This window comes from Streptococcus sp. FSL E2-3488, from assembly GCF_038003585.1.
Taxonomy (GTDB): domain Bacteria; phylum Bacillota; class Bacilli; order Lactobacillales; family Streptococcaceae; genus Streptococcus; species Streptococcus thermophilus.
The window spans coordinates 1,090,981-1,116,993 of record NZ_JBBOPL010000001.1; the positions used below are offsets into that span (position 1 = coordinate 1,090,981).

Genomic DNA, 26,013 nt, shown 5'->3' on the forward strand with positions numbered 1-26,013 from the left:
TTTCTCCTATTTCCGTTTTAATTTATTAAACTAATTTCTTTTTGAAAAGAAATCCTACCAAGCCCAGCAAACCAGTACCAACGACCGCTAAGAAGCTTGCTGCTTCACCTGTTTCAGGAAGTGTCGCTTTCGTACCATCTGCTTTAGTTACGGTGATTGTTTTATCAGTATTAGTCACTGCTCCAATCGCTTCAGGGGCAACAGTAGAGCCATCACTAAGAACAACTTGACCATTTTGTGTGCTAACAATTGAGGCACCTGTGTTAGTTTGTACTGGGGCATCAGGCGTAACATTTTGCACGACCTGACCAGTGGAAGTTGAAACAGTTCCTACTTGAGAAACTCCTTGTTGGTTGGCTTGCTCTGTTGTCTTTGGTTGTTCTGATGGCACATCTAGGTTCTCTCCTGCATTGTCCTTACCTTGTTCACCTGAAGGAGCTGGTTGTTCTCCTTGACTTGGATCAGTAACTTCCAAGTTATCACCTGCGCTATCCTTTCCTTGAGGCGCTGGTTCTGGAACATCTACGTTATCGCCTGCATTATCTTTACCTTGTTCATCTGAAGGTGGAGTCACTTCAGTTGATGGAGTTGTGGGATCAACTGGTGTTGTTTGTTCTGTTGTTGTAACATCTACTGGCACAGTTGTATCTGTTGTAACTGCTGGAGTAGAAGGTTCTACCGGAGTTACAACTTCCGTTGAAGGCGCTGATGGATCAACTGGTGTTACTTCATCAGCTGATACAAATCCAGCTTGAGCTAACGCAAGTGTTGATAAGGCAAGTGCTGATAATAATTGTTTCTTTTTCATGTTTTTTTATTCCTTTTCTTTATTTGATATAGTCTGCTTCTTTAGGTTCAGTTGTCACAACAAAACCATATTTTGCAGAATCAGATTTTTTAGCAGTAAAACTTAAACGAATACTTCTAGCTTTATCACCTTCTTTAACTGATAGAACGTAAGTCGGCTGATATTCTTTAGTTTCTGGTTCATAGGTCAGTTGTTCAAGAATAACTGACTGTAAAGTTCCTTCTTTGGGAACAGTATATTTGGCATCTCCATCAGAAAGAAATTCCTCAAGATTTTCTTTCTTACCAGAATAATAATTTGGTAAGAAATAACGACTGAACACATCAATCTGATGTTCTTCATTAATGACATTCTGAGTATTCTTCAGTTCTTGATAAAGATAAGTAACTTGCTCATTTTGCTTAGTTAGTTGCGTATATGCAATAACAGATGAAACGATTCCTCCAATAGCTAAAGTTGCTAAAAGCCCCATCAGCAAGTAAACCTTTTTCAGAGATTTCTGATCAGCAACATTTACTACTGCTTTTGGAGTAGCACCAACATTAATATTAGGTACTTGTTGATGTTGAGTAAAGGGAGCCAACACTTGCTCTCCTTCTTCTGGGAAAAGGGGTAAGGCTGATTCCTGAATTCCTAAACTTGCTTTATAAGCTGGGTAAATTTGATTAACAAAATACTCACGCTTTTCTTGATAAGTATAGTTTTGGAAATCTGAACCTGTCATAATAGATTGAATCAGCGGTAAGAGTAAATTCTGATACCGTTGATCAATGATAAATGGACTGGCAAAGACTTCTCCTTCTGAGATAGCCTCTTTACCCTCCAAATGACAGATAGCCACTTTTTTCAATTCCATGTGCCCATAAGCATCTTTTAGCGCTTGAAATAGCAATTCTGCTTGATAAAAGGTCACATAAGGCAATGATTCTTCAATTGTATGATCAAAGTCCAGGTACTGTTGATCCAGCCCTTCAATAATGCCAAGCAACTCACTATCATCTTCTGGAGATTTCCCTTCTTCCCAAGTTACCTCAAGAAATAGATCATCTGTTACTAAGCATTTATTGCTTTTCTTAAAAGGGATAAATGCCATAGCAACCACCTTAACCTTTCACAAAGTTAAAGCCCCATTCAACAATACTTGGACCAGCAGAAACAGCAATAATTGCCACTGCGATTGCTACCCAGTGTTTTTTGATTGCAGCTTTAACTTCACGACCACCGAAACCGTAGATTAAACCAGTGACAACAACGGCTAATCCCAAAGTTACAATACCAATTCCTTGAACTTTAGAAATACCTTGTTGAGCTAGTGCATCTGTTTTGGCAAAAGGATCATCCGCATAGACGGTATTCGTCAGGACTCCTGATAAAAAGAGCGATAAACTAAGCAAATACCCTTTGCTTTTAGTCCTCACTTCACTGATAAAATTTGTTAACTTGTTCTTCATAGAAGACCTCCTTTATTTTATTGACATTATTAGTGTAAGGGATAATGAAAATTCCTGCGTTAAGCGGACAAGTCATGGGAAAAAAGTTTTTTTCAGCTGAAAAGAGCATCAACTTCTTCTCCAATTTCTCCTTCAACATCTAGCTGAATTTGTCTCAAATCTTTTCGATGTTGGCTATCTGGTGCCTCTCCCTCAACCCATAGATGAATATTGTAGGTTTGCCTACTTTTATCTAAAGAAAGACTTTTAGCTGAAATAGGGGCTAAAACTTTTCTTTTAATCAAACGCTCTAAGGGACGTGCGCCATTTTTTACATCGGTTCCAACATCAGATAAATACTGAATTAAACTAGGCTCATATGAGAGTGTCATATTTTGACGCCTCATTCTATCTTCAATTTCAGACAAGTTTTTTTCTGCTATCTTTTCAATAATTTCTCGTTCCAAAAGATTGAAGATAAGCTTATTTTCAATACGATTAAGGAACTCTGGTCTAAACTCAGTTTCAAGTTCACTAATCATTGACTTCTCAAATTGTTGCCTATCACGTTCTGTTAAATGCTGGAAACTCCCCTTCAACTCCCATTTATTGATAATCTTTTTGGCTCCAATATTAGTGGTCATTATGACAATAGTATTTTTGAAGCTAATCAAACGTCCTGAACTATCTGTTAAACGACCATCATCTAGCACCTGAAGAAAAAGATCCAGAACTTCACCATCAGCCTTTTCAACCTCATCTAGTAATACAACGCAATAAGGCTTTTGTTTTACAGCCTGTGTCAGCTGCCCTTTTGTTTTCGTTGCACGATTACCAATCAGTTTAGCTGCATCTTCTTTCTCTTTGAACTCAGACATATCAAAACGAATCATAGCATTTTCATCATCAAAGAGCGCTTCAGCTAAAGCCTTTGATAACTCTGTTTTACCAACACCTGTTGGGCCCAGGAACATGAATGACGAAATCGGTTTATTCTCATCTTGCAATCCAGCTTGAGCAATAGTGACAGCATCCACAATAGCATCAATAGCATCCTCTTGCCCCTTGACACGATTCATTAATTTTTCCTTCAGACCATCTAAGCGTTCCTGATCACCTTTTAATATTGTAGTGACAGGAATACCAGTTTTATCCTTCAAGACCTGGGCAATATCCTCTTCTGTAATACTGTCTTTTCCTTCAGCTGAAGCAATGGTTGCTGCTTCATCAATCAAATCAAAAGCTTTGTCTGGCAGAAAGCGATCTGTTAGATAACGAACAGATAAACGTACAGCTTGTTTCACAGCTTCAGAAGAAATTTGAATCCCATGAAATTTCTCATAAATTATTTTGGCCTGATCAATAATGGATATGGCTTGTGGAATGGTGGGCTCTTCTACCATGACTGGTTGCATCCGACGTTCCAAGGCTCTATCAGTCTCTACATAGTCATGAAACTCATCTAAGGTAGTCGCACCAATAAGCTGAATATCCCCACGTGCTAAAACTGGTTTAATCACATTTCCTGCATCGAGGGCTTGACCATCTTGGCTACCTGCACCAACGATAGTATGAAATTCATCTACAAAGAGAAGATTACGGCCACGTGTCGCAACCATCTCTTCAATAATCTTCTTAAACTTGGCAATAAAGCCACCATCTTCTTCACTCATCAAGCTAGAGAGTTCCAGAGAGCGAACTGTTAACCTTTTTAAAGGTTCAGGAACTTGACCACGCATAATAGCAAGCGTTAGGCCTTCCACAATAGCTGTTTTCCCAACTCCAGCTTCTCCTACCAAGATAGGATTATTTTTAGTTCGTCTGAGAAGAGAGATAATGACCGCTTTTACTTCCTTATCACGGCCATAAACTTGGTAATCATCTGATTTTTTAGCAACCTTAGCTGACAAATTATCAGTGTATTTATCAAGATAGGGGGTCTTCAATTCATCGTCCACTTCAATCACTCCTTTCCTTTGCAGCAGCAACCTGGTTCACCAACTTTTCTTTTATGGCATCGACAAACTCACGTGGGTTAATCTTACCCTCACCAATTTGAGAGAGAAACAACTCCCATCCTCCTGTCGTTTCAGGACTAGCAAATTCATTATCATAAAGGTAATGAATCAAGAGATAGGCTTTATTTGTTGGGAATAGCTGACCTGTCTTTTTATCTTTGGTCACATAACCTCTATCCTGAATTGTTTTTAGCATAGCAGCTCTGGTTGCTTGCGTGCCTAATCCATACTTCGGCAAAATCTCACTAATCAGTTGACTCTCAGTAATTCTCTTAGGAGGCTTAGTCACTCCTTCTACAATGATTGTTTTAGTTTCAATCTGATCTCCTACGCGGTAATCAGGTAGCTCAACATCTGCTTTTAATTTTTGCTGACTATAAGCGACCCACCCCAAGTCAATCATTTGTCGTCCAGTCGTTTTGAAAACTAATTCTTGATTTTCCACTTCAACTGTTGTCGTTAAATAACGACAATCTGCCGCAAACATCAGAAGAGTTCTGCGAACAACTGCTTCATAGATTAACCGCTCATCTGGCTTCAAAGTCACTAGATTAGGAATGTTTTCAGTTGGTATAAGAGCGTAGTGGCTTGTTTTATCCAATTTTTCTGGATTAACATAATCTTCCCTAGGATTTAAATTTACTGCCTCAAAAGAGCAATTAACAACCTCTTGATAGCTCTTCAAATAGTTTTTCAAGTAGTCAAACTCATCTTCCGTGATAAAGCGAGTATCGGTTCTAGGATAGGACAGATATTTTTTTAGATAGAGACCTTCAATCAAACTTTCTGTTTTAGAAGAATCAAATCCCCACTGTTTAGCCGCTATCCCCTGAATATCCGATAAATTAAATAATGAGGGTGCTGCCTCCTGAATTTCTTCTGTTTCAACTGAAGAAATGGTAGAGACAGATTGAAGTTGTCTTGAAGTTGATAAGACAATATCACTATCAGAATATTTCTCTTTATTTGAAAAAGTAATTCCTAAATCTTTGTCCTCTAAACGAAGCTTCCAATATGTTTCTGGTCTGAAGTTTTGAATAGCCAATTCATTCTCACAGATTAAACGTACTCCTGGTGTTTGAACACGGCCAACGGATAAGCTATTGCCTTTTCCTTTAGGAAGTCTCCCTTTATTTTGTAATTCTAAGGTGACTAAAGGCGATAGGTTCATCCCGACCAACCAATCTGATTGTGCACGTGCCTCGGCCTCTAGATAGTAGTTATAAGTCTCTAGCGGTTCCCTTAGATTTTGAAAGGCTTTTTGTAGTGCTCTTGTTGTCAATGAATTGACCCATAAGCGTTTGGTGACTTTTTTCTTTCCATCAGGAATATGAGACAGAATTGAGTAAGCAATCCGCTCTCCTTCACGGTCTGAATCCGTACCTATAATGACTTGATCAGCTGATGTCACTTCCTGGTAAATCTGTTTGAAGATATCTTTAGAAGTTTTATCTTGTTTCAAGGTTTGCTTAAAAGAAACGTCAATCAGGGGCAATTTTGTTAAATCCCAATTATCTTCTGGTAATCCGTATTCAAATAAATGCCCTTCAGCAGCAATAATGTGAACTTCATCTGAAAAATAAGGGGTTTGTTTAACAATGTGTACTTTACCTTTTTTACTAGCCGAACCAAGGCTTTCCGCATACGCAGCAGCTTGATTTTCTTTTTCAGCTAGAATAACTGTTACCATATTTTCTCTCCTTTCCTGTAGTAATTTCATCATAAGGGATAATGGCAATTCTTGCGTTAAGCGGACAAAGTATCGGATAGGTATGCCAACTCAAAAAAGTTATATAACTTTTTGTGCCATTTTATGTACAATAAAAGGTACTCTCAGATGAGAGTACCTTACAAATGTGAGATACCAGAATTATTCAGACTCAGAAAGCTCAGACAGAACTTCAGATAAGGATTCTACTGTTACAACTTCCCACGGTCTCACAGGTTCATTTGGTAAAACATAATCAAAAATCTTCCCTTCTTTTCTGACCACACTAACCTCATCCCCTTTAACATAACCATTATCTACAGCCTGCTTCAATTCATCATAATGTAACATACTTTCCACCTCCTTACTTAATTATTCGTAAAGAAATTTTTAAATACAGCAGGAAATTTCAAAATTGTTAAACACAGCACAAAAATACCCTCAGCAATTGCTAAGGGTATCTGATACATAGGGAATCTTTTCCCTGATTAGATTACCGACTAGGCCCTTTGGTTGGAGCTTTAGGAAAATTTGGCGCTTGTCCTCTATTTTTTCCTACTTGATGTGGTTTGGTATGAGATTCAACTTTCTTCAACATTTTAGAAACAGTTTTATGAACTCGTTTCAACGAATCAGCTAGTTGTTTATCATCTAAAGCTTTGAGATTATTTGTCCAACCTGCCATATAGTCAATAGCTTTTTCAGAAGTATCTAGCCCAAAATGTTTTGAAAGCAGATGACTTGTCATCTCAGCTTCTAGTTCTTTTTGATCTAAAGGAACATTTTCTTTATACTGCTCGGTCATTTTAGGATTATGCAGCGTTGCATGGGCTAACTCATGTATGGTAGTTGCAATTTTTTCTCCAGGTGTGTTATCTGGATTGATTAAAATAATCTGTTCATCTGGAAAAAAGGCACCTTTGGCATTTCCTAAAACATGAGCTTCATCTTTCATCATCTTAACACCAATACTATCAGCATAGTCACACAAGCCCTCAAGTACCTCTTTAGTCTTAACTTTATCCACGTTGAAGTTATAGTGACGGTTTGGCATTGCTTTAGGATAACTTTCTGGTTTAAGTGTAGTTTGTGATAGTTCAAAAACCTTGTAAGTGGTAAAACGAGGATACCCTGTTTTCGGATCCCTTTCTTGGAATTGACGTACAGGAAGTTTGCCCTCTTTCACAAGAACTTTTTCTTGTGGCGTAGCATCAGACAATTTTTTGTACTTTGGATTGCCTTTATCATTTTTTAGCTGTTGGCCATGTTCATCTAGAACTGGAATCATCTTAGCCATAACTGGCCTAAAAAGCGTAATTTTAGACTTCTCGCCTGTTTTAACTGACAGTCCTTGGTGTACAATTTCTTTCGTTTCACCAGTCCTCTTGTTGGTGTACGTCGCTTTTGTCTGGATAACATCGTCTGGTTTAATACCTAAAGTTTCTCCCATAGCTTGCCACTGATCATAGGTTGCAACAGCATTAGCACCGTTCCACTGCTCATGAATTAAGGCAACGTTTCTAGGAGATAGCTGTGGGAATTTACTCATGAAATCCATATACTCCATTAAATCTTCAGGTGACTGTGTGTATTCACGAATTTTTTGGAAAGCATGTTCACTGATTTCAAAAGCGGATGCGCTGGTATAATCAAATGGTTCATCAGATGTCACAGGATGCTCCTGCTCATTTTCTCTGACTGGATTTTTAACTGATTCTTCAGCCATAATCTCTTCAAGCCTTTGAGCTAAACTAACTTTCATTTCTTGATTAGGAGATTGGAAATGTTCTCTAGGATTATTTGTTTCATCTAAAAGAATGTCTGGCATCTTTAAATTCTGCTCATTAGCTTCAGTTGCAATTTCCTGATTCACTTCTTGCTTTTCCAGCTGAGAAAGAATCTTTTCGTCGATGGCTGCTAACTCAGGCTGTCCTTCTAAACGACGATAGCCTAGCCCCAACAAGCGTGAGATAGGTTCCGTTTCATCACCAATATCATAGCGGATATTATCTTTGATTAGTATGCCTCCAGGAGCATACACGTCAAATTTAACTTTAGTAAACGGTACATAATCTGCTTGATTTCCTGTTGCCAAACTTTCTTGATGACTGTCGTATAAGGCTCTATTCTGCTTGTAAAGCTCTTCAGCAAATGTTTGATACTCTACAAGCTCTGTTTCCTTAAATGGAATCTGAGGGCCATCTGGCCATATTTCAGACCATTGAAGACGTACATGGTAAGTTTCATTATAGATACGGTCTTGATGCCACTCTTGATAGAAATGTGACGATTTATCAACTAGCTCTTGCTGGTCAGCTGCTGCAATCACAGCAGTAAAGTTTCCATCATGACCATCAGAAAGTTCATAGTAATGCTCCCATGCAGCTTTTGACTCTTCAGGTAGTTCTGTTCCCAGTTGTCTAGGATCTCCTGCATTATATGCAGCATCTAGCACCTGTGTGAAAAGTTCAGCTGAGATAGTATCGCTTTGAACAATTTCTTGACTCGGTTCAAGAGCCTCTTCATATTGCTTATTTTCTAAAATTGATAACATTTCTTGACCACCATCTTTGACAAACTCTTCATTGATTGACAGTTGATCAATTTGCCCATTTCTTTCTCTATAAACACCCAAAATAATGTTTTCGTCAGCTGATTGTGCTAACTGATTTTTTAATCCTGTACGTAGCTTCATCAAACTAGCTGGAAAAGTAGTATTATCAACAGTCCTAAGTGCCAAAATAATATCTTCATCCCCAGATTTAATGGCTTTATCCAAATCTAAAGAATGAAGTTTTGGAACTTCAGACAGATCACCAAAATAAAATGAATCTGATTCTACAATTGCTGGCAATTCAGGCAAGACTTTTAACTTATCAAACGCTGCACCTTTATTTGCTAAGAGAATTGTGTCAAAAGCACCATTACCATTAGCAAAATCTTCCAATGTTTGCTCTGCTGACTGACCTTCCTTATATGGAAAAACTCCTGTTAAGTGCTGAAATTTATCTTTATCAAATAACACTTGAAGTGTCTGTATAGAATCATTTTGTTGATAAAAGTAGTATATTTTACTATCTGCTAATTCATTCAGATACCAATTCGCAGCTTGTTGTAGCGTAGGAGCATAACGATTCAATTTCACTAAATCCTTGTTACTAATAACATGATAATGGCGCTTATTAATTGACTGTCCATCCTCATTTATGCTAAAATGTAATAAAGGCTGAGGCTGAGTTTGGCTTGGTGACAAGTCATTCAAAGGTTGCGATACGTTCGCTTCAGGTAGAGGTGCTGCCTCCTGATTTTCAGGAAAATCCCCGATTGTACCCTCAGCATTTTTTTGTTGTCCAAAAATACTATCCGTCTCTTGAACATTATCAAGGGACTTTTCTTTTTGTTCTAAAACAACTGAAGATAAGGAATCAGCATCCTGATGAGCAATATAGCTGATTAAATCAAACTTATCACTACTCAATAATTGTTTTAATTGAGAACTATCTACCTCTTCATTGATCATACGATCAATAAGACCATCTACCTGTTCCTGGCTAAGCTGTATGCCTGCAATAGAGACGGAATAGGTACCAGGTATCTCGTTAAAATCTGTATGACCTAGCTCGTTTGCCATCATTTCTAAATCTGTATGATTAAAGAGGTCATTAAAATCTAACGTATCAATCTGTTCTTGATTATTGTAGAGCTTTACTTCTATTCCAGAATCTTGATTACTTTCTACAGAAACTGTACTGAACGAAATATCAGAATCAATTTGTTTAGCATACTCTAAATATTCTTCTGGAATGACTCTATTCAAACGTTCAGATAGTGGTGCAAATTCATATCCTACATCGTAAATACATTCTTTGACCAAGGTATTCCCTTGTTCGTCTCTAATCGCAAACCAAGTCCCCTCGGAATGATCAAAGTGCATCCTGGGATAAAGACCATCTTCTGATTTTCGTTTATAATCCTCATTATTAGCCACATACAAATCTTTAACGAAAGAAACATACGGTACAATGTCACCTGATGAATATTTTTCTGCAATCGTTGGGTTATTTGAAGTCTCAAACACAATATCAAGCCCAATACTTTGGTTCATTCTAGGGTCTTTTTGATTGCCTGCAAGATTGTACTTCCCAATAATTGTCTCTAGTTCCTTATCATAGTGAGTAAGAACCTTATCCCAAACACTAGGGAGTTCTGCCTGTAATTTTTCCAAAAACTCAACTTGTTCTACTTCTGAAAACTCTTGATTAGATAGATAGTCACGAATGCCGTTCTCATCTAACGCATGCCCTTCAAGAGAGAGATAGCCTGTTGCCCCATCGTTGATCGACTCTTCAACGTAGAGCTTGGCACCAGCAATTTGATACTGTTCCTCTCCAAGATTATGATGGAATTCTTCTAGAACAGCATCGTCAACTTCAAGACTCTTCAGTTCTTCATCGTGCCATAAATAAAATCCCGTATCGTCTTTGGTGATATCTAAAATGAGGTCATTAACCTGTTCTCGGTAATCAACCATAGGCCGTTCAGAGATAGTTTCGCTATTTTTAACTTCCTCAACCCACGCTTTTAATCTCTTGAGAGTATCATTCCAGTCTGCCTTTTCGCCTGGAATACGTTCAGGAGGCAAGGCTTCTATGACAACAGCCCCCTTTTCACGCAGTGAACTGATAAAGTTTCGTCCTCCTTCATCGTTATCTACTGCAAGAGTGATCCAGTTTGCATGTTTTCCATCTGTAAAGAAATTATTATCAATAGCTGTCTGTAATCCTTCTGCTAATTGATCATGAGTCCAACGCAGCGGACGACCTGAAATATCTGCCTGAAGCTGTGCTAAATGCCTTCCTACCACAGATTCTTTCAAGCCGTCCATCGATACTAATCTGACATCTTGTAGTTTTTCTCTATTCAACTCATAGTAAGACATCAAATCAATAGCACTTTCTGCAAAGATAAGGCGATTAGGTTGCCCAATGTCAACGTGCATACCAGTAATACCATCTGAATTTCTGACAATATTCTTAGCATATCCACGTTCTGGCCATTTCTCCCAATTTTCTTCAATACCTTGCAGCGTAGCCCCTACAATTTCACCTGAGAAATCAAATGACTTAAAAACAACTACTGGCTCAATACTGCCATTAACCTTAGCATTAGCTTGGGCAAGGACTCCCTTTTCTAAGAAAAAATCAATCGTTTCATCAGAAAGGCCACGTTGTTCTTTTAGATAGTTTCTGGCAGCTTCAAATGGCTGCTCATAAGGCTGCAAATAGTAGGTAAACGGCTCTTGTACTCGTTCTACATGAGTAAATTCTTTAAAGGTACCATCATTGAGAAAGTCAATTGCTTGATTAAAGTTGACTTCTTTCATAGTTTGAACTAGAGCAATAACATCACCACCTTGATGACGTGAAAACCAATTCCACATGTTTTTTTCAGGTGAAATCACCATAGAGTCGTGCTCTTTCCAGCGATAATCTCGGCCTGATTGAACCAATTCCATGCTAAGTTCATTAGCAACGTCTAAAATATCACGAGATCTGGCATGCTCTACTCTCTCACGACGGCTTTTCCCACGTGGAGATTGTTGTTGTGTATGTTCTTCTGCCATAAAAACTCCTTTCATTCACTAAAAACACTCATATGTCGGCTGATATGGTGCTATTTCAGGAACAACAAAAATTTCTTTTGGTAATTGAACTAGCTCTCCAACCGAAAAATTTTCAAACTGCTCTGCATTATCTTGAAAATCAAGTTCTAATTCTAGATCACCATTTTTTCCTTGTCCGGAAAAAAGAATTTTCTTTTGAGTATCATCAATGGCCCTAACCAACCACTCAGCTTCAAAATCAAATTCCTCTTCTGAGACACCTGGGAAATGTAACATTGTCTTCACCTCCTTTTCTACAGTTACTTTTAGTGTAAGAGATAATGGATTTTCTTACATTAAGCGGACAACTCACAGGATTTTTCAGCAAAAAAGCCATTGATAGCTTATCAATGACTTATTAGCGTTGAGCTTGTCTGCGTTCCTCTTGCTCCTCACGTTCATCGCTTCGTGCACGTTCCATCAGTGCTTTTTTACTTGCTTGTTGTGACCGTTTAAGAGAAGCTGTTAGTTGTTTCATAAAGTCGGTATTGATTCTACCACTTCCCTGTGACTGTTGCATTTGAGCTTTTTTGATGACTTTACGCTCTTGTAATTGCTTAGAAACAGCTTGAGTAATCTGACTTTGATTCTCTTCATTTGGTTGTAATTTGGCATATAAACGCTTTAACTCTTTAAAACCTTGTGCATTAGCGATTTTTATCTCTTTGATAGCTGATTCATCAGATAATTGATTCATCTGTTGATTTCTCGTGTTGATTTGATATTTCAACTGAAAAATAGAGATGTGAGTTTGAAGTTCCTCAACATAAGCCTCTTTTGAGGTTGTCACCCCTTTCAGAAGCGTTAAAATCCCATCATCTTGAAGTTGATTGACAAACCCTATCTCAGATCTCAGCTGCCTAATAGGGAGCTGTATCGTGCCCGCAGTAGCTTTATTGATAGGTAATGCAACACTATCCTCAAATTGACCTTTTAACCGCTGCTTAAGAAACTGCTCCTCTTCAGATAACTTATAGTTAGGAGTGAGTTGTAACTGTATAGCCTGCAACTCCTGAGTTATTGATTGTTTCTTGAAATCCACAAATGGTTGATCAGAAGCTAGTGGCTGGATCTGTTCAAGTAGTTTTTGACGAACTTGCAGCTCCTTCTGACTAGCTTCTAACATACTGAGTTTCAGCGCATAACGATAAGTACCTAATTCACGACGTTCTTTCTCTGTAGGGTTAGGCTTTAACTTAGCAGCATCCACCAACTCTTTTAATTCATTTGATGACAATAAGGATAAGTCTTTTAGTGTCAAGGTTTTCATCTGAATATTTTCTGTTAGCTGGCTAATGTCATAAACATAATCTAGGACAAACTCTGGCTGACCAATTCCCTTACCATCCGTATCGTAAGCTTCATAGACTGGCTTTATAATTTCAAGTGGTTGTTCTCTAGGTTTCACAAAATAACCTAACTTCTGCCAAGCTTTCTGACTTTTTACTACACTTGCTTTAGGTAGTTGTTCCAAAATTTTTTTCTGATTCAAAACAGAAAAGTCCTTCAAATTTTTTCCAGCTGAACGTCCTGAATTTGTGGCGCTGCCTCTCTGAACGATCGTAAGATATTATTAGCTAAACGCTCCCTTAAATCCATCACACGACGTGCTAAATGATGTTCTAAATCATATCCTTTGGATTCAGCCAGTGTCCGAATTGTTTGTCCATCAACCTTTCGGATTTTTTCATAGACTTGATTTTTTTCAGCCGAATAGACCCCAGCGTAGGTCTTTAGCAATTCCCTAGTCTCTTGAAGAAATTCTTGATAGGCAACACTCCCCTCATTTTGCAAATAGGAATCTAAATAACGATCAAGAAAAAACTTACTAACCGCAAAATCTCTGGCATTAGATCCATAACGCCACCTCTTGTTTAGCGGCAAGTGATTATAGGCCTGTTCCAAAAAATTTTTTTCAGCTGAAGAGGTGATTTTGTCTTCCTGGTAAACTGAAGTCATTAAGTCAGTTTTTAAGTTAGCAAGAACCTGCTCTTTTCTGATAAGGTTTGATCGTGTTTCTTCTTTCAGAAGTCCATGATAGATACCACTCTTAAAACGGTTGATTGTTTTCTGGGAAAAATTTCCTTTGTACTCCATACGTCCACGAGGCCGATAGAAAATTTTGTCACGATTAGATTCAACCTCAGACAGTCCAAAATGAATATGAATATTATCTGTATTCAGATGAATATTCCCCCACCAAAAAGCAGAATCAGAAAGCCCCTCTTTTTGGATAAGTGTTGGCATCATGTCACGCATAACTGCCTTAATTGCCTTTTGATCCACTTGACCAGTAGCCACATCATACAGACCTTGTTCCGCTAGAAAAGCATTATCAAATGAAATAACACCCTGCCAAAGTAGAGATCCATTTTGATAGGCTGTTTCCAGTTGATTTTTTAACTCTGTTAACCGCTGCTTTTGAAGGTAGTCTGCTTCTTGAGTAAAGACCGCAGTCAATTCTTCAGACTGTTCTTCTGTAGCATAGGAGCGATTCATATAATCAATGTATTCTCTAAAATTCAACTGTGTTTCAGGGACAGCTTCTTGAATACGAATCATCTCATCTTCAGTCAATCCTTCTATCATTTGTCGGCTCGTTTCTAAAGATAACTCATCATCAATTTTGACAGCTTCATCACGATTAGTATAATCCACATATTGAGCATTTGCTTCTGTATATTGGATCATAAATGTGATGCCAGGACTTTTTTGTTCACTCACCACTGTCTCCTTTCATTTATTGATTAGTGAGAATGTTTAATCGTTTGTCCTCGACTAACATCTTCTTTGATAAGATCTTCAATACGTGCAATTAGTTCATTTTGTTGTGGATCAAAGTGGGAATGAATAGACTCTAAATCTTGAATATCAAAATCATTTCCTTTTGTGATAGCATGGAAATTAGTTAATTCCAAATAGAGCAATTGATCCATCTGATGCCTAATTGATTTTAAGAGTTTTTGTTCATCCGAAGAGCCCAAATTTTTTTCCAGCCGAGACAGTCTTTCGGAAAATGGTTGTCTTTCTCCTGTTTCCAAAAATAGTTTATGAAAGGCATGAATCACTTTAACTACTGTCGCTGAGTTGTTAGGACTTTGACGATTCAGACTTCCTCCCATTTCTTCTTCTAAATAACTTTTGATTTCAGTAAACTTCTGTAATGTCTCTTCGTTAAAATAGACGTTGATTCTTCTAGTCATTGCTTCTCCTTACTCTGATTTTTTTGAAGTTCCTGTCAGATAGTTAATATCATATCCTGATTGAACATTAAAGATATAAATATCAAACGACACTGTTTCATCTTCTACACTCTGTGCTTCCATACGAATACCACGAGCAACTAATTCTACATTTTTGAATAGTGGTGTAATCCGATAACGAACATGATGCCCTGTTTCCTTGATATAGGTAGCGACCATATTTTCGTAATAAACCATAGATGATTTTTCATCATCAAAGTTTGCATTAAGGGCACGTGTTCCTGTAAATAGATTTTTTACATTAGCATTCTCACCACTTAGTTGAAATCCAATCAAGTGTGACCGATTATACAAATAATCTTGTTTTCCATTAAACAGGATTTTTTTATTCTTCCATCCAGTCGGTTTTACTGATGAAATATCTTCACGTTCATTTGTTGGCATCAACTCTTGGCCCAACATTGCTTCAGCAACACCAACACGATTCAAGAAATCTAGGTTACTGTATTTTACCCATGAACCATTTTCTAGACTCAACTCTTCATCAGTAAATTGTGCTTTATCATTCACTACAATAACCTGATGTTTCCCATCAAACACCTTACCTTTCAATTCTTCATTTTGTGTCTGATGAGCATTGCCTAAATCACCATTTTTTTCTTCAGGTGAATCTGCAATATTTAACTGACTAGCCAGATCATTTTGAGTAAATGCACTTTTGAGAGATTGAAAATTTTGTGGCTGCACTAGCAATATGACAATAAATAAAATACTGACTAATAAGAATTTGTTCTTTTTCATGAGCGCCCTCCTGCCTCTCTTTCAGCAGCAAGCGCATCAACATCATCCATAAATCGCAACCAGTCTGTTGTCAACTCTTCAACAATTTCTTGATTAGCACTGTAAGCTAATAACTTGATTTCATTTTTTAGTAACAGTTCCAATATCTGTGACTGTTGTTTTTTAATATCTGCCAGAGTTCCCGCAAACTTATTATCATATAAATCCAGTCCTCTATTTTCGACAATCCGTTGCAGTTGAGCAAGCATGAATTCATTAAAAGACGGATACTCATATTCTTCCGAAATCATATGTAACTGAGTAAATACTTTTTCAGGAACGTTACGGATAATAAAATTTTTAGTCACTACTTTCTACCTCTCCTTCATACTCAAGCCATCTCGAAATATGATCTGCATAGCGAGCCATTTTCGTTTCAAAGTCAGATAATAGATTTGTCTGTTTTTGAGTCAATACTAAAACATGATCTGATGTCAATTTCATATTTTCTAAATACGAAAGATAGTTCGATTCAACTAAATTGAATTGACCTTTTTCAATTTTTTCACGACACATGGCTAGTAAAAATTCATTAAATGATTTTGCTTTAGTTTCTCTTGCAAGAGCTTTTAAGTAATCTATCTCTTGAATAGATAGCCCTCGAATTTTTAATTCTGTTTTTTTCGATACCATACAGTTATGCTACTCTCCTTTCAAAAATAAAGCGCCCTTCTTTTTTCTTTTGACGAGGCAAAAGCTAAAAGAAGCAAAAAAGAAAACCTCGACCTCGCAACGTCACGAACCAAACTGGTTCTACTTTTGCGGTTTTTCCACACACAAACGCACACTACTGCGGCTAATGCCTTCTAGGGTGTGTTGTGTTAGAAAAGAGCATAAGGGAAACTGATATCACGTGCCGTGATATGTTGATAGTATCAACGTTTCCTGTGTCCCCAATTTTCTCGGCTACGCCTACTTACACACACATAGGTTACACACCTAAACACAATGTATCTTCCAATATACACACTTAGACACACCGTAACAGCCACAAACACACACAGTATTCAACTGTCAAAATGTGGTAACTATTCAGCTGGAAAGGTAGTAAGTTAAACTATTTTATTCTCCTTCTTCTCGCTCTTTTTTAGCAGCCTCACGTCTTGCTTTTTCATCTTCTTTAATAATTGCAAGCTCTGTTTTTAAATCATCAAGAATTGATTCATAGGACTGATTCTTGTCCTTTTTCAATTGAATCTGAACGTAAAATTTACCAATTTGTTTTTGAAGATTTTCTTCCACAAGCTTCCGTTCATTTTCTAAAGAAGCAACTTTTTTCTTTGCTTCCTCTAGTTCCAAATCAATTTTAGTAAGATCTTTTTTTGCCATTTAATAGCCTCCTTCATTTTGATAATTTTAGTATAAGGGATAACAAAATTTCTTGCGTTAAGCGGACAAATCACAGGAAATACAAAAACTCCCTAATATCAAAATTAGGGAGCTCCATATGTTAAACTTTCTTCAGTACGCTTAATTCACCTGTTACAGTAAAAGCTGCTTTTCGGCTGAGTTTGAGTTTAATTAGCTTATGATAAAAGTCTGATTTTCCTTCCAAACTTCCAAAAGGATGAACTGTAAAAATTGGATAATAGATGGTATCATCATCTATAAAAGTACGTTCAGTTTCTTTTTCAAATGGAACTGCTTTATAGCTAATACCTGTTAACACTTCTCTATTCAAAAAGCTCAATTCTACTACTTCTTGATAAGCTGGTTTAACAGCATTTTTGTTAATTCTTTTCATCCGTTTATTAGCATCTTTTTCATCTGCATCAACATCATCCATAAATCGCAACCAGTCTGTTGTTTTTCGGATTCCTAAATAGTCTTTGTTAATAACATTTTTGAAGAGATAGTGATTAAACAATATTGGTAGAATAAACTTAGCAAGAAGCATAATAACAAGACTGATTGACCAAAAAGTAAGCAAGCGATCAACCATAGATTCTGATAACGTATGCTGACTAACATACTGTATTCCTAACTCAAAAAATAGCAATAATACTAAAGAATAAAATGCAGACTTCATTCTTCTAAACGCTTGTAAAAGAAAGGAATAAAATAAACTTCCCACACCACTTGCTAAGAAAAAAAGCACTAAAATATCCAATGTAATTTTTCGTACTTCCTGAGGTATGTAGTAAGTCAACACACCTGCAAAAGCAGCTGAGAATAGATAAAACTGGCTTTTAGAGATAAAACCAACGAGCCAATTTAAGCCACAAATAAGAGATAATTTAAGACCAATTTTGTTTAATGATTTCCATTTTTGAACGAAGTTTTTCATAAGATTTTTCCTCTTTTCTTTTTTTATTATTTCATTTCGACAGTTTCAATTGGGTTTGAAAATTCAAAGGTTCCATCTTTAACTGCTGTTTCTTTTTTCTCAAGACTAACAATCTTAGCCTGAACTTTTTCAATATTTTGAGTTGCAGTCTCAATAGATCTATTCTTAGTTTCTATATTACTTTCGATAGTCGCAACATCTTTTTGATTAGATTCTAAGTCATCACCAGAGAGATATTCTGCCTCTTTGAGTAAACCATTTTTCCGAGATTCATCATCCTCGATAGAGGCTTTCAGTTGCTCTATTGAGTTATTTAATTTCTCAATCTGTCCTTCCTGAAAATCCTTTTCTTCTATGATTTCTGATAAAGCAAATTCTTCACGAGAAACACTTTTAATTATCTCTTTTTTCAGTTTACTATTTTGAGTTGTCACATAAAATTGAACAACATTATCATCGTCATCATCTTCTTGATTAACAGTTTTTTCCTGCTCATCTGAAGGAGTAGAAACATCAATATCAATATCGCTTGTAGCAACTGTCTTATTAGTAATATCAATCGCATAAGCCCCAAAATTTTCTGGAACATTTCGGATAATAACAGAGATTTTATTATCTACAATTGGCACGATTTCCATAATGGTATCAGCTGTCTTATTCTGTGCGTATAGATTCCATTTAAGACGTTTGGTATCAATACCTCGATCAACTGGAGAGGTGGAATCCTTAGTTTCAAATTGAAGAACAATAATGCCTGTTTCAGGAGAATAACTTTGACTAGATAGTCTAATTTCTCCTGTACCATTCTCAAATGTTCGCTTTGTTTTGAGTTGCTCATCTGTATAAGTTTGTCTTTGTGGGGAGTAGATAGCTCCCAACAATAAACTAACCCATGCTGTAAACAGCATGGAAAAAATAACCAATTTACGCTTAATCACATTGTCTTGAAACCATCTTTTGATTGTTATAAATGGTTTAGCAATTACACTAGATTTTATTTTTTCAATCCAGCACTTAATCGTATCTATCATAAGTGACACGTCCTTTCTGATTTTAGATAATAAATGTTAAAATAAAGATAAGAAATTATCATTGAGAGGTATAAATATATGAGTTTTCCATCTGCTTATAGCCTTGAGTTAAAAACTGATTTATCTGCTAAGGAGGCCTACGATTTTTCTCGTACTCCAGTTGGGTCATCTCATCGTTTGACTGATGCCAAACAGTTTCAATGTGGTGAAAAATGTTCCTTCAAATTGACCTTAGCAAACTTCAACAATCCAGACTTTAACAAAACACCTTATTTTACTCCTGGAGCACGTAATCAAAAACATGATTCTAATTATTGTCAACGCATGATTGAACATTACCATCAAAGAGAACAAGAGGTAACAACAGAAAACCACGGTTCGTTTTCTCGTGAGAAAAACAAACTCATTATCGATCTAGATCTTGTTAAAGGGTCACTAGCTATTGTCACTAAGCCTAGACAAAAGAATGAAAATACCCCTTCATCTGAAACAAGTGATACTGAGGTTGCACATCGACACTCTCATTCATCTTCTACCGCTGATACCAAAACTTTTCGGAGTCATATCAAACAACTTACTGCCCTTATACGCTATTTTTTAGAATACCAATCAGGCGAAAAATTCACATTTTACTCTAAAAATAAACAAGAAATTCAACTGGAAAGGTACTTCGTCAATCTAGCAGAAGCTACCAAAAGAGGAATTAACTTGGAGGATGTTCACATCTACTATGATACCGCCACAGTAGATTATCATTTGGATAAAGATAACCCTGATAATAGTTATTTTTTAATTAGATTTCATCATGTCTGCTCAATTGATAACGTCAATAACCGTCCAACAATAATCATCAATGAAACCAAGTCTCAACATCATGGAGTAGGTTATAAGATAAAGATATTAAAACGTGCAGCTAAAGATGGTGAGCCTTTAAAAGTGTTCTTTTTTGGAAGTTTTATAAAACATCCAAACAGAAAATTTATAAACCCAAACGTTAGCCCAATTGATATTTTAGATTATCTTGTCTTTAGCTAGTTGCAATAAGAAAATCATCTAACTCCTCTATAGAAAACTCTATTATTTTATATGAAGCTATAAATTCAAAGACTGATTGCATATGTGCTTCAGTCTTATTTTTGGCTTCCTCATAGGATAAAAAGGGTTTAGCTTGTTTTATTTCATCTGTCCACCCAATACTTCCATCTTCCCTAGGAATAAGCCAAACAGTTTGAAAAATACTGACTTCCGCCAAAACCAAATAATATTTTTGTTCCATTTTGTCCTCCTAAATACAATCCATCTTTTCTGGAGCCAGCTCCAGCGTTAGCCACAAGGCTTCACTTTCTGAAATATGTGTCAGCTTTCCCCCTTCATCATTGAAACGCAACAAGGTAAAAATATCATCAGAAAGTTTGCCTAAGATAACCATTCCTTCGGTTGTTTTCGCACGCCACAATTCATCATCAAATTGAAAAGCCGTTTCTGTCCACTTACTGAGCTTCGTTTTTTGAGTCATCTAGTGCCTCCTCAATGGTCTTCTCGTCAGCTGTAATCTTCCCCTGCTTATCCTTAACAGCATAGAGATAGAGCTGATATTGGCCGTCTCTTATCGTGACAAGGGACGCTGCTTTTTTAACCTGGTATTTCTTCACAAGAACTTGTCCTTCTTCAGACTCCACGTTAATATAAAACGTTGGATAAGCACTTTTTTCAGCCGTTGTGATAACGGCTTTTTTGCCTGCTTGACAATAAGGGCAGCCATGTCTATAAAAGACTAAATTAGCATTCTGATTGATCACAGCATCCACATAAACTTGTTCCGTAAGGTGTCTATCATAGTCTTTGACAACGTACCTAGTCCAAACTGTCTGTACACCAATAACTGTGAAAAATAGCAAACTGACTGCTGCTATCGTGCCAAAAATCATTTTAGCCCATTCAAATCTATTAGCCACTATCCTTCACCTCCTTGCATAAAATCGAATAAGTCTCCTTGAACATAGTTCACTTTGGCCAAACGCTTGATCTCTGATTTTAAGTTATCAAAAACAGTCATCATGGTACTAAATTGTAACGGATCGAACTGTTCATACAGAGAAACAAGTGGCAGCATAGGAAAATGGTCCTTCTTTTCACTTTTAAGAAATTCTAAAACCTGTTTTTCTCCCTCAATAACAGCATCTACTCTAATCAACGCAGGTATGCTTGTAATAGCATCTCCATTTTGATAAAAGGTCAAAGCAATGTCTCCAGCTTTCACTACCTCAAACTCAGGAAAATCATCTGTAATCTTAAAATAATAAGCTAATGGTTCCTGACCTAAACCAGTAAGATAATAGCCACGTAACACCTTGATATTATCCATTTTCTTCCTCCTCGTTATCCATTTCTTAACAAACTCTATGAACTTTAAACGGTGCCTGGTAATAATTGGGATAGTGAATAACTTTCTTAGTCTTCTGAACTGGTAAAGGAATATGATAATGCACCTGCATGTACTGACAAGCTAATCCTCTACTCTCAAAGACTAATAAATTTCCCTTGTTGTCATAGAGATAATCTCCATCTTCAAAACTAAAAATAACGTATCCCATCTATTCTTCTCCCTTTCTAGTTTGATCTACAATTGCCCTATAATCATTTTCAAATTCCATATCATAACCTTCTGCATATCTAATCTGATGACTACTGATAAGCCATCCTAATAGAAATAATGCCAAACAGAATATAGATATAACTAAACTAACTACAATAATCCACGTCCACATAAAATTCTCCTATCAATTATTTAACTACAGTTTCATATTAGTTTTTACCCCTTTTCAAACCTGCTCTCATTATCGTAGATATAAATGTAATGGCAGTTTGCGGGTTTTATCAATTATCCAATGTCAGCCTCAAATAGAGATAGTTGTCTTGCTTGTTTAAGCCCATTTTTAACCCCTTCTATCACCCTTTTGGTGAATCCTATACTCTCTTCAAAGAAAGTAGCAATGTTTGCAAAATAAGCCTCCTGACGCTCTTTTTTCACCTGAATAAGGGAAAGAACAATAGCTTTAACAGAAGCTAATCTAATCCCACCACCACGTCCAGCTTTAACCGCAAAGAAAATCTTACGATCAGCTTTAAGAGCCTTCAGAACTTTATCTAATGAACGTTCAGGGATATTTAACTCTTCCCTAATAGCTTTTTTAGTCGTCTGAACAAAAGGATCCTCAGACTGATAAAAACCTTCTAAATAAGCCATAATATCAGCTTTCCACTCATGTAGGTGGCTATGCTTACGATCTGCACGTTTCTTCTTAAATTTATACCAGCGTTGCTTGATAAACAAATCTGAGCCCTTCAGATTCTCATTGACCCAAGCTTTGCATAGTAATTTGATGTAATCTCGACTAGCAGCTTCATATTTCCCTGAATAAGCTGAGCCAACGACTTTTAGGAACTCGTCCTGAGAGAGTGGTTCGGCCAAGTGCTCATTGAAATCAGCTAAAACAGCCTCACAATCGCTCTTAGAGACACCACTTGAAAAGTTAGCCAGTGCCAAAGTAAAGAGTACATTGTTTCTTCCCATCAATGCTTTAGCTCCTCTAATATTGGCTTCTTTCAGCAGTAAACCATACCAGGGTTCATCTACCTGTTTAACGCCTTCAGAACCAGCAATAACCGTTAAATTAGGTTTCTTACTTGGAAACGGTAGATCAGACTGTTTCATAGACCAATCTAGCCATTCCTGGAATGAATAAGTATAGTCAGCATGAAAGAACTCTACATTGTTCGCTCGTGGCATACGTGCAATACCAAGGTGGTTACACGTCATATCAACTGGCAATGTTTGGCCAAAATAGTTACGTAAATTTTGAGAGATTGCCTTGGCCACTTTTACTACTTTGAACTGTGAATGAGTTGTCACATATGCTGCTTTATCCAGTACAAAATAAGCTTGATACCCCTTATCAGATTTTAAAATCAATGTAGGCATGAATCCTAAATCAATAGCAGCGGTTAAAATATCTCCAGAAGTCATCTCTTCAGCTGAAGATGTGATGTCAAAATCAATATAGAATGTATTAATTTGTCTCAAATTATCTTCAGAGTGTCCACGTGTAATTTGACGTTTGGGATCGCTGTAACTACCAAAACGGTAAACATTTGGTGTCCAGTGAGTGAAACTATCCTCATTCTCAGAAATAGATTCCATCGATGTCAAAACAACGCCACGTGCTTTTATCATTTTTTCTTTTGTACGATATCCAAAGATTGCTCCTCGATTTCCTTCTTCAACTGAAGAAACTGGTTTTAAGTGACTATTCTTAAATTTATAGTTTCTTAAACCATCTTTTAGAATCAAACTGTAAATGTTAGTTAAGTTCATCTGTTTCCTTACTATTAACGATTTTATAAGCTAATTTTCCCTTGAATTCAGTTAGTTCTAGACCTAGCATTACAGCCATGTCTTTATATTGACCAAATTCATCTACGAGAATCCCTCCATCAGTAATTGGAAGTCTTTTGTGAAGCTCTCTTATCTTTTTAGATTTGGTATCCATTTAATAATTCCTCTGACAGCAACTTTGTTTCCTTTGACTGTTCAAGACCAGAAAGATACGCCTCATAATCAACGTCAAGTGCCATTTTAAAGCTTCTACTTTAGTTAATTTTCATACTTCTGGGAAGAGTCGTATTCGGAACGCTGTAACCATCCTGTAAGTCTCTCTTCAAATAAAATTCAGGGCTTATTGTTGTAACGTAGTCACTTCTTTTCCAGTTACTTCGTAAGCGTGTATTAAATAGTGAAATCCTAGCTTCAATCTCTTTGAACCTGAATCCAAGCTTTAGATAAGTTGTAACAATCTCATTAACATGCTCTTTAGATTCTTTATTCCTAACTCTGTTGTGAACACCTTGTTCCTGATCTTCCAATATCAAGCTTTTCTGATACTGAATATACAGTGCTCTCATCTGTTCTATTTTGTTCTGCCAGTTTAAACTGTAAGGTTTACCTGAATATTTGTTTTTCAAATTCCTAACAGGTTCACAGAACTTCATCTGAATAGAATCGAACTCTCCTAGATCACTCAGAGGATCAATAAAACCTAATGGTTCACTATTGATTAATTGATCATAAAACTCATTCCTAACCATCATGTCCTCCTAGCTATGTTATACATTAACTAAACTATTCAAGATGTATTAAGTAAGTTCATTTCTTCAAATAGATCCAACTGATAAACTTTAACAATACCACTATGATTATCAAAGACTAATTCTTTTTCTTCCTCAGTTGATTCTGAACTCACTTCTTGATCGTGATCAATGACTTCATAGACTTCTAAAGTCTCAATATCCATCACTATTTCCAATCCCTTCATGGTAAAGACTCCCTTCTTTATGAAATTTTAAGCGAACAAAAAGGAGAACAGATTTCTCCGTTCTCCTCATAAATACAGGATTATTTTCTATTTCTAAAAACTCTTACCACTTACTCTGATTAATAAAATCCATATCGTAGTGACATGGATTTTATGAACTGTAGGGAAAGTAACTAATCTTTCCCTCACTCAGTATAACATTTTAATTCGTTTTTGCAATAGCAATAAATAAAAAAGCAAAGGACACCCCATGCTTTAACGGCTCTATAATTTCTGTAGTGGGTAAAACTACTGTAGAGATTATAGAGCTTTTTGAGTGTACACTAAAAGTCCCATAAGAACTATAATGAAAAGTGACAAAACTACCATTAGGAAGAACTTATGAGACCTATTAAGAATACCACAGAATTAATCGGAATTAAAGACCAAAATATCAAGATTTCACTTGTTTTTGAAACTGATACTCATATCGAGATTCAAGCAAAACTCGATTACCCTGCACCATCATGTCCTCACTGCCATGGAAAGATGATCAAGTACGACTTTCAAAAGCCTTCTAAAATCCCTCTTCTCGAGCAAGCGGGAACGCCAACTCTACTACGTCTGAAAAAACGTCGTTTCCAGTGTAAAAGTTGTAGAAGAGTCACGGTAGCTGAGACATCTATCGTTGAGAAAAACTGCCAAATCTCCAATCTAGTCCGACAAAAAGTTACACAGCTTCTAACTGAGAAGGTGTCACTAACTGATATTGCAAGAAGACTTCGCGTGTCGACGTCCACTGTCTATCGTAAGCTTGATCAGTTCACTTTCAAGGAACATTATGACAAACTCCCTGCTGTTATGTCCTGGGATGAGTTTGGGTTCAAGAAAGGGGAATTGGCTTTTGTGGCGCAGAATTATGAGACAAACCAACTCATAACCATCCTTGATAATCGCCGCCAAACTACTATACGAAACTACTTTTTGAAGTATCCATTGAAAGTCCGGCAACAGGTACAGTTTATCACGATGGATATGTCTGGAGCTTATATTCCACTGGCTCGCAAGCTCTTTCCAAACGCAAAAATCGTTCTTGATCGTTTCCACATCATCCAGCACCTTGGACGTGCCTTTTTAAAGACTAGAATTGCAATTATGAACCAGTTCGATAAGAAGTCACTACCCTATCGAGCCTTGAAAAATCACTGGCGACTCTTCCAAAAGGACAGCTGTAAGTTATCTCTCAACTCTTTCTATTCAAAGACTTTCCGCCAAACTTTAGCACCACATGAAGTTGTTAAGAAGACACTAGTCTTTTCAAAAGAGCTTACTGACTACTATACACTTTATCAGCTTTTGCTTTTTCACTTTCAGGAGAAGAGAGTAGGTGAGTTCTTTGACCTGATAGAGGAAAATAGAAGCAAGGTCAATCACTATTTTCAAACGGTCTTTAGGACTTTTCTTAGACACAAGCAATACATCCAAAATGCACTAGAAACAGACTATTCAAACGCAAAACTTGAAGCGACTAATAAGTTAATTAAAGACATTAAACGCTTGGGCTTCGGTTTTAGAAACTTCATCAACTTTAAGAAACGTGTCTTCATCACACTGAACATACATAAAAAGAGGACCTATCCGGTCCTCTCTAGATGTTAGCTTTTCGTCACCCACT

26 protein-coding genes and 2 pseudogenes are annotated in these 26,013 nt (G+C 36.8%); 2 read left to right on the top strand and 26 right to left on the bottom strand.

All coding sequences use genetic code 11. The annotated features are described in order from the left end of the window. Positions 1 to 25: 25 nt before the first annotated feature. From MHH90_RS05640 to MHH90_RS05715, 16 genes and pseudogenes are all read right to left on the bottom strand, one after another. On the bottom strand, positions 26 to 808 hold the full coding sequence (locus MHH90_RS05640) for an LPXTG cell wall anchor domain-containing protein (protein ID WP_003045938.1): 783 nt from the start codon (positions 806 to 808) through the stop codon (positions 26 to 28). A gap of 19 nt (positions 809 to 827) precedes the next feature. Next, entirely contained in the window at positions 828 to 1,901 is a 1,074-nt protein-coding gene (locus MHH90_RS05645; RefSeq protein ID WP_003045936.1) for a hypothetical protein, read from the bottom strand. A 10-nt stretch (positions 1,902 to 1,911) separates the two neighbouring features. Then, positions 1,912 to 2,259, bottom strand: a complete 348-nt coding sequence (locus MHH90_RS05650) for a TrbC/VirB2 family protein (protein ID WP_000791789.1) — start codon at positions 2,257 to 2,259, stop codon at positions 1,912 to 1,914. A gap of 92 nt (positions 2,260 to 2,351) precedes the next feature. Next, positions 2,352 to 4,196, bottom strand: a complete 1,845-nt coding sequence (locus tag MHH90_RS05655) for an AAA family ATPase (RefSeq protein WP_176693514.1) — start codon at positions 4,194 to 4,196, stop codon at positions 2,352 to 2,354. 1 nt (position 4,197) lies between these two features. Then, complete coding sequence (locus MHH90_RS05660) at positions 4,198 to 5,946, bottom strand: type IA DNA topoisomerase (RefSeq protein ID WP_340725833.1); 1,749 nt, start codon at positions 5,944 to 5,946, stop codon at positions 4,198 to 4,200. A 180-nt stretch (positions 5,947 to 6,126) separates the two neighbouring features. Beyond that, positions 6,127 to 6,315, bottom strand: coding sequence for a competence regulator inhibitor paratox (locus tag MHH90_RS05665; protein WP_003045927.1), 189 nt, complete (start codon positions 6,313 to 6,315; stop codon positions 6,127 to 6,129). A gap of 142 nt (positions 6,316 to 6,457) precedes the next feature. Further along, on the bottom strand, positions 6,458 to 11,587 hold the full coding sequence (locus MHH90_RS05670; protein ID WP_003045926.1) for a PBECR4 domain-containing protein: 5,130 nt from the start codon (positions 11,585 to 11,587) through the stop codon (positions 6,458 to 6,460). Between the two features lie 18 nt (positions 11,588 to 11,605). After that, positions 11,606 to 11,863: a hypothetical protein gene (locus MHH90_RS05675; RefSeq protein WP_003045923.1), complete on the bottom strand. Its 258-nt coding sequence runs from the start codon at positions 11,861 to 11,863 to the stop codon at positions 11,606 to 11,608. A 121-nt stretch (positions 11,864 to 11,984) separates the two neighbouring features. Beyond that, positions 11,985 to 14,317: pseudogene (gene mobP2, locus MHH90_RS05680) on the bottom strand (MobP2 family relaxase). Positions 14,318 to 14,373: 56 nt separating this feature from the next. Beyond that, a complete protein-coding gene (locus MHH90_RS05685; RefSeq protein WP_003045918.1) occupies positions 14,374 to 14,829 on the bottom strand; it encodes a hypothetical protein in 456 nt (151 codons plus the stop codon). A gap of 9 nt (positions 14,830 to 14,838) precedes the next feature. Further along, a complete protein-coding gene (locus MHH90_RS05690) occupies positions 14,839 to 15,630 on the bottom strand; it encodes a DNA/RNA non-specific endonuclease (protein ID WP_003045916.1) in 792 nt (263 codons plus the stop codon). After that, the gene (locus MHH90_RS05695; protein ID WP_340725834.1) at positions 15,627 to 15,977 is read right to left on the bottom strand and encodes a hypothetical protein; all 351 of its coding nucleotides are present in this window, start codon (positions 15,975 to 15,977) and stop codon (positions 15,627 to 15,629) included. Before MHH90_RS05695 ends, MHH90_RS05690 begins: the two co-directional genes overlap by 4 nt. After that, a complete protein-coding gene (locus MHH90_RS05700; protein ID WP_003045913.1) occupies positions 15,970 to 16,302 on the bottom strand; it encodes a hypothetical protein in 333 nt (110 codons plus the stop codon). Before MHH90_RS05700 ends, MHH90_RS05695 begins: the two co-directional genes overlap by 8 nt. Positions 16,303 to 16,731: 429 nt before the next feature. Then, positions 16,732 to 16,998, bottom strand: coding sequence for a hypothetical protein (locus MHH90_RS05705; RefSeq protein WP_003045911.1), 267 nt, complete (start codon positions 16,996 to 16,998; stop codon positions 16,732 to 16,734). A gap of 121 nt (positions 16,999 to 17,119) precedes the next feature. After that, positions 17,120 to 17,956, bottom strand: a complete 837-nt coding sequence (locus MHH90_RS05710; protein ID WP_003045909.1) for a hypothetical protein — start codon at positions 17,954 to 17,956, stop codon at positions 17,120 to 17,122. Positions 17,957 to 17,982: 26 nt separating this feature from the next. Further along, the gene (locus MHH90_RS05715; RefSeq protein WP_222357231.1) at positions 17,983 to 18,987 is read right to left on the bottom strand and encodes a hypothetical protein; all 1,005 of its coding nucleotides are present in this window, start codon (positions 18,985 to 18,987) and stop codon (positions 17,983 to 17,985) included. A 78-nt stretch (positions 18,988 to 19,065) separates the two neighbouring features. On the opposite strand from MHH90_RS05715, the gene MHH90_RS05720 reads away from it, so the two are divergent. Continuing rightward, positions 19,066 to 20,022 carry a hypothetical protein gene (locus MHH90_RS05720; protein ID WP_003045905.1) on the top strand — a complete coding sequence of 319 codons (957 nt, stop codon included), beginning with the start codon at positions 19,066 to 19,068 and terminating at the stop codon, positions 20,020 to 20,022. Here the strand turns inward: MHH90_RS05720 and MHH90_RS05725 are convergent. The 10 genes from MHH90_RS05725 to MHH90_RS05770 all read right to left on the bottom strand — a co-directional run bounded on the left by MHH90_RS05725 (position 20,015) and on the right by MHH90_RS05770 (position 24,359). Further along, the gene (locus tag MHH90_RS05725; protein WP_003045903.1) at positions 20,015 to 20,263 is read right to left on the bottom strand and encodes a hypothetical protein; all 249 of its coding nucleotides are present in this window, start codon (positions 20,261 to 20,263) and stop codon (positions 20,015 to 20,017) included. The genes MHH90_RS05720 and MHH90_RS05725 overlap by 8 nt on opposite strands. A gap of 9 nt (positions 20,264 to 20,272) precedes the next feature. Continuing rightward, positions 20,273 to 20,503 (bottom strand): hypothetical protein, encoded by a 231-nt coding sequence (locus MHH90_RS05730; protein WP_003045901.1) that lies wholly within the window; start codon positions 20,501 to 20,503, stop codon positions 20,273 to 20,275. Beyond that, positions 20,478 to 20,942, bottom strand: a complete 465-nt coding sequence (locus MHH90_RS05735) for a hypothetical protein (protein ID WP_003045900.1) — start codon at positions 20,940 to 20,942, stop codon at positions 20,478 to 20,480. Before MHH90_RS05735 ends, MHH90_RS05730 begins: the two co-directional genes overlap by 26 nt. Further along, complete coding sequence (locus tag MHH90_RS05740; RefSeq protein WP_003045896.1) at positions 20,942 to 21,352, bottom strand: hypothetical protein; 411 nt, start codon at positions 21,350 to 21,352, stop codon at positions 20,942 to 20,944. The genes MHH90_RS05735 and MHH90_RS05740 overlap by 1 nt, the downstream gene beginning before the upstream one ends. Positions 21,353 to 21,377: 25 nt before the next feature. Further along, positions 21,378 to 21,581, bottom strand: coding sequence for a hypothetical protein (locus MHH90_RS05745; RefSeq protein ID WP_003045893.1), 204 nt, complete (start codon positions 21,579 to 21,581; stop codon positions 21,378 to 21,380). Then, the gene (locus MHH90_RS05750) at positions 21,582 to 21,755 is read right to left on the bottom strand and encodes a hypothetical protein (protein WP_003045891.1); all 174 of its coding nucleotides are present in this window, start codon (positions 21,753 to 21,755) and stop codon (positions 21,582 to 21,584) included. Positions 21,756 to 21,868: 113 nt separating this feature from the next. Next, a complete protein-coding gene (locus MHH90_RS05755; RefSeq protein ID WP_003045889.1) occupies positions 21,869 to 23,362 on the bottom strand; it encodes a primase C-terminal domain-containing protein in 1,494 nt (497 codons plus the stop codon). Then, positions 23,349 to 23,537 carry a hypothetical protein gene (locus tag MHH90_RS05760; protein ID WP_003045888.1) on the bottom strand — a complete coding sequence of 63 codons (189 nt, stop codon included), beginning with the start codon at positions 23,535 to 23,537 and terminating at the stop codon, positions 23,349 to 23,351. The genes MHH90_RS05755 and MHH90_RS05760 overlap by 14 nt, the downstream gene beginning before the upstream one ends. A 100-nt stretch (positions 23,538 to 23,637) precedes the next feature. After that, complete coding sequence (locus tag MHH90_RS05765) at positions 23,638 to 24,132, bottom strand: hypothetical protein (protein ID WP_003045884.1); 495 nt, start codon at positions 24,130 to 24,132, stop codon at positions 23,638 to 23,640. Between the two features lie 38 nt (positions 24,133 to 24,170). After that, positions 24,171 to 24,359 (bottom strand): hypothetical protein, encoded by a 189-nt coding sequence (locus MHH90_RS05770; protein ID WP_003045882.1) that lies wholly within the window; start codon positions 24,357 to 24,359, stop codon positions 24,171 to 24,173. 381 nt (positions 24,360 to 24,740) lie between these two features. Between MHH90_RS05770 and MHH90_RS05775 the strand changes: the two are divergent. Beyond that, positions 24,741 to 25,990, top strand: a pseudogene (locus MHH90_RS05775) (ISL3 family transposase). Positions 25,991 to 26,013: the final 23 nt, after the last annotated feature.

What these genes read in the sequence shown, in the direction of transcription:
- MHH90_RS05640 (WP_003045938.1), bottom strand. Translation starts at nt 808, where the DNA reads ATGAAAAAGAAACAATTATTATCAGCACTTGCCTTATCAACACTTGCG.
- MHH90_RS05645 (WP_003045936.1), bottom strand. Translation starts at nt 1,901, where the DNA reads ATGGCATTTATCCCTTTTAAGAAAAGCAATAAATGCTTAGTAACAGAT.
- MHH90_RS05650 (WP_000791789.1), bottom strand. Translation starts at nt 2,259, where the DNA reads ATGAAGAACAAGTTAACAAATTTTATCAGTGAAGTGAGGACTAAAAGC.
- MHH90_RS05660 (WP_340725833.1), bottom strand. Translation starts at nt 5,946, where the DNA reads ATGGTAACAGTTATTCTAGCTGAAAAAGAAAATCAAGCTGCTGCGTAT.
- MHH90_RS05665 (WP_003045927.1), bottom strand. Translation starts at nt 6,315, where the DNA reads ATGTTACATTATGATGAATTGAAGCAGGCTGTAGATAATGGTTATGTT.
- MHH90_RS05670 (WP_003045926.1), bottom strand. Translation starts at nt 11,587, where the DNA reads ATGGCAGAAGAACATACACAACAACAATCTCCACGTGGGAAAAGCCGT.
- MHH90_RS05675 (WP_003045923.1), bottom strand. Translation starts at nt 11,863, where the DNA reads ATGTTACATTTCCCAGGTGTCTCAGAAGAGGAATTTGATTTTGAAGCT.
- MHH90_RS05685 (WP_003045918.1), bottom strand. Translation starts at nt 14,829, where the DNA reads ATGACTAGAAGAATCAACGTCTATTTTAACGAAGAGACATTACAGAAG.
- MHH90_RS05690 (WP_003045916.1), bottom strand. Translation starts at nt 15,630, where the DNA reads ATGAAAAAGAACAAATTCTTATTAGTCAGTATTTTATTTATTGTCATA.
- MHH90_RS05700 (WP_003045913.1), bottom strand. Translation starts at nt 16,302, where the DNA reads ATGGTATCGAAAAAAACAGAATTAAAAATTCGAGGGCTATCTATTCAA.
- MHH90_RS05705 (WP_003045911.1), bottom strand. Translation starts at nt 16,998, where the DNA reads ATGGCAAAAAAAGATCTTACTAAAATTGATTTGGAACTAGAGGAAGCA.
- MHH90_RS05710 (WP_003045909.1), bottom strand. Translation starts at nt 17,956, where the DNA reads ATGAAAAACTTCGTTCAAAAATGGAAATCATTAAACAAAATTGGTCTT.
- MHH90_RS05715 (WP_222357231.1), bottom strand. Translation starts at nt 18,987, where the DNA reads ATGATAGATACGATTAAGTGCTGGATTGAAAAAATAAAATCTAGTGTA.
- MHH90_RS05720 (WP_003045905.1), top strand. Translation starts at nt 19,066, where the DNA reads ATGAGTTTTCCATCTGCTTATAGCCTTGAGTTAAAAACTGATTTATCT.
- MHH90_RS05725 (WP_003045903.1), bottom strand. Translation starts at nt 20,263, where the DNA reads ATGGAACAAAAATATTATTTGGTTTTGGCGGAAGTCAGTATTTTTCAA.
- MHH90_RS05730 (WP_003045901.1), bottom strand. Translation starts at nt 20,503, where the DNA reads ATGACTCAAAAAACGAAGCTCAGTAAGTGGACAGAAACGGCTTTTCAA.
- MHH90_RS05740 (WP_003045896.1), bottom strand. Translation starts at nt 21,352, where the DNA reads ATGGATAATATCAAGGTGTTACGTGGCTATTATCTTACTGGTTTAGGT.
- MHH90_RS05745 (WP_003045893.1), bottom strand. Translation starts at nt 21,581, where the DNA reads ATGGGATACGTTATTTTTAGTTTTGAAGATGGAGATTATCTCTATGAC.
- MHH90_RS05750 (WP_003045891.1), bottom strand. Translation starts at nt 21,755, where the DNA reads ATGTGGACGTGGATTATTGTAGTTAGTTTAGTTATATCTATATTCTGT.
- MHH90_RS05755 (WP_003045889.1), bottom strand. Translation starts at nt 23,362, where the DNA reads ATGAACTTAACTAACATTTACAGTTTGATTCTAAAAGATGGTTTAAGA.
- MHH90_RS05760 (WP_003045888.1), bottom strand. Translation starts at nt 23,537, where the DNA reads ATGGATACCAAATCTAAAAAGATAAGAGAGCTTCACAAAAGACTTCCA.
- MHH90_RS05765 (WP_003045884.1), bottom strand. Translation starts at nt 24,132, where the DNA reads ATGGTTAGGAATGAGTTTTATGATCAATTAATCAATAGTGAACCATTA.
- MHH90_RS05770 (WP_003045882.1), bottom strand. Translation starts at nt 24,359, where the DNA reads ATGAAGGGATTGGAAATAGTGATGGATATTGAGACTTTAGAAGTCTAT.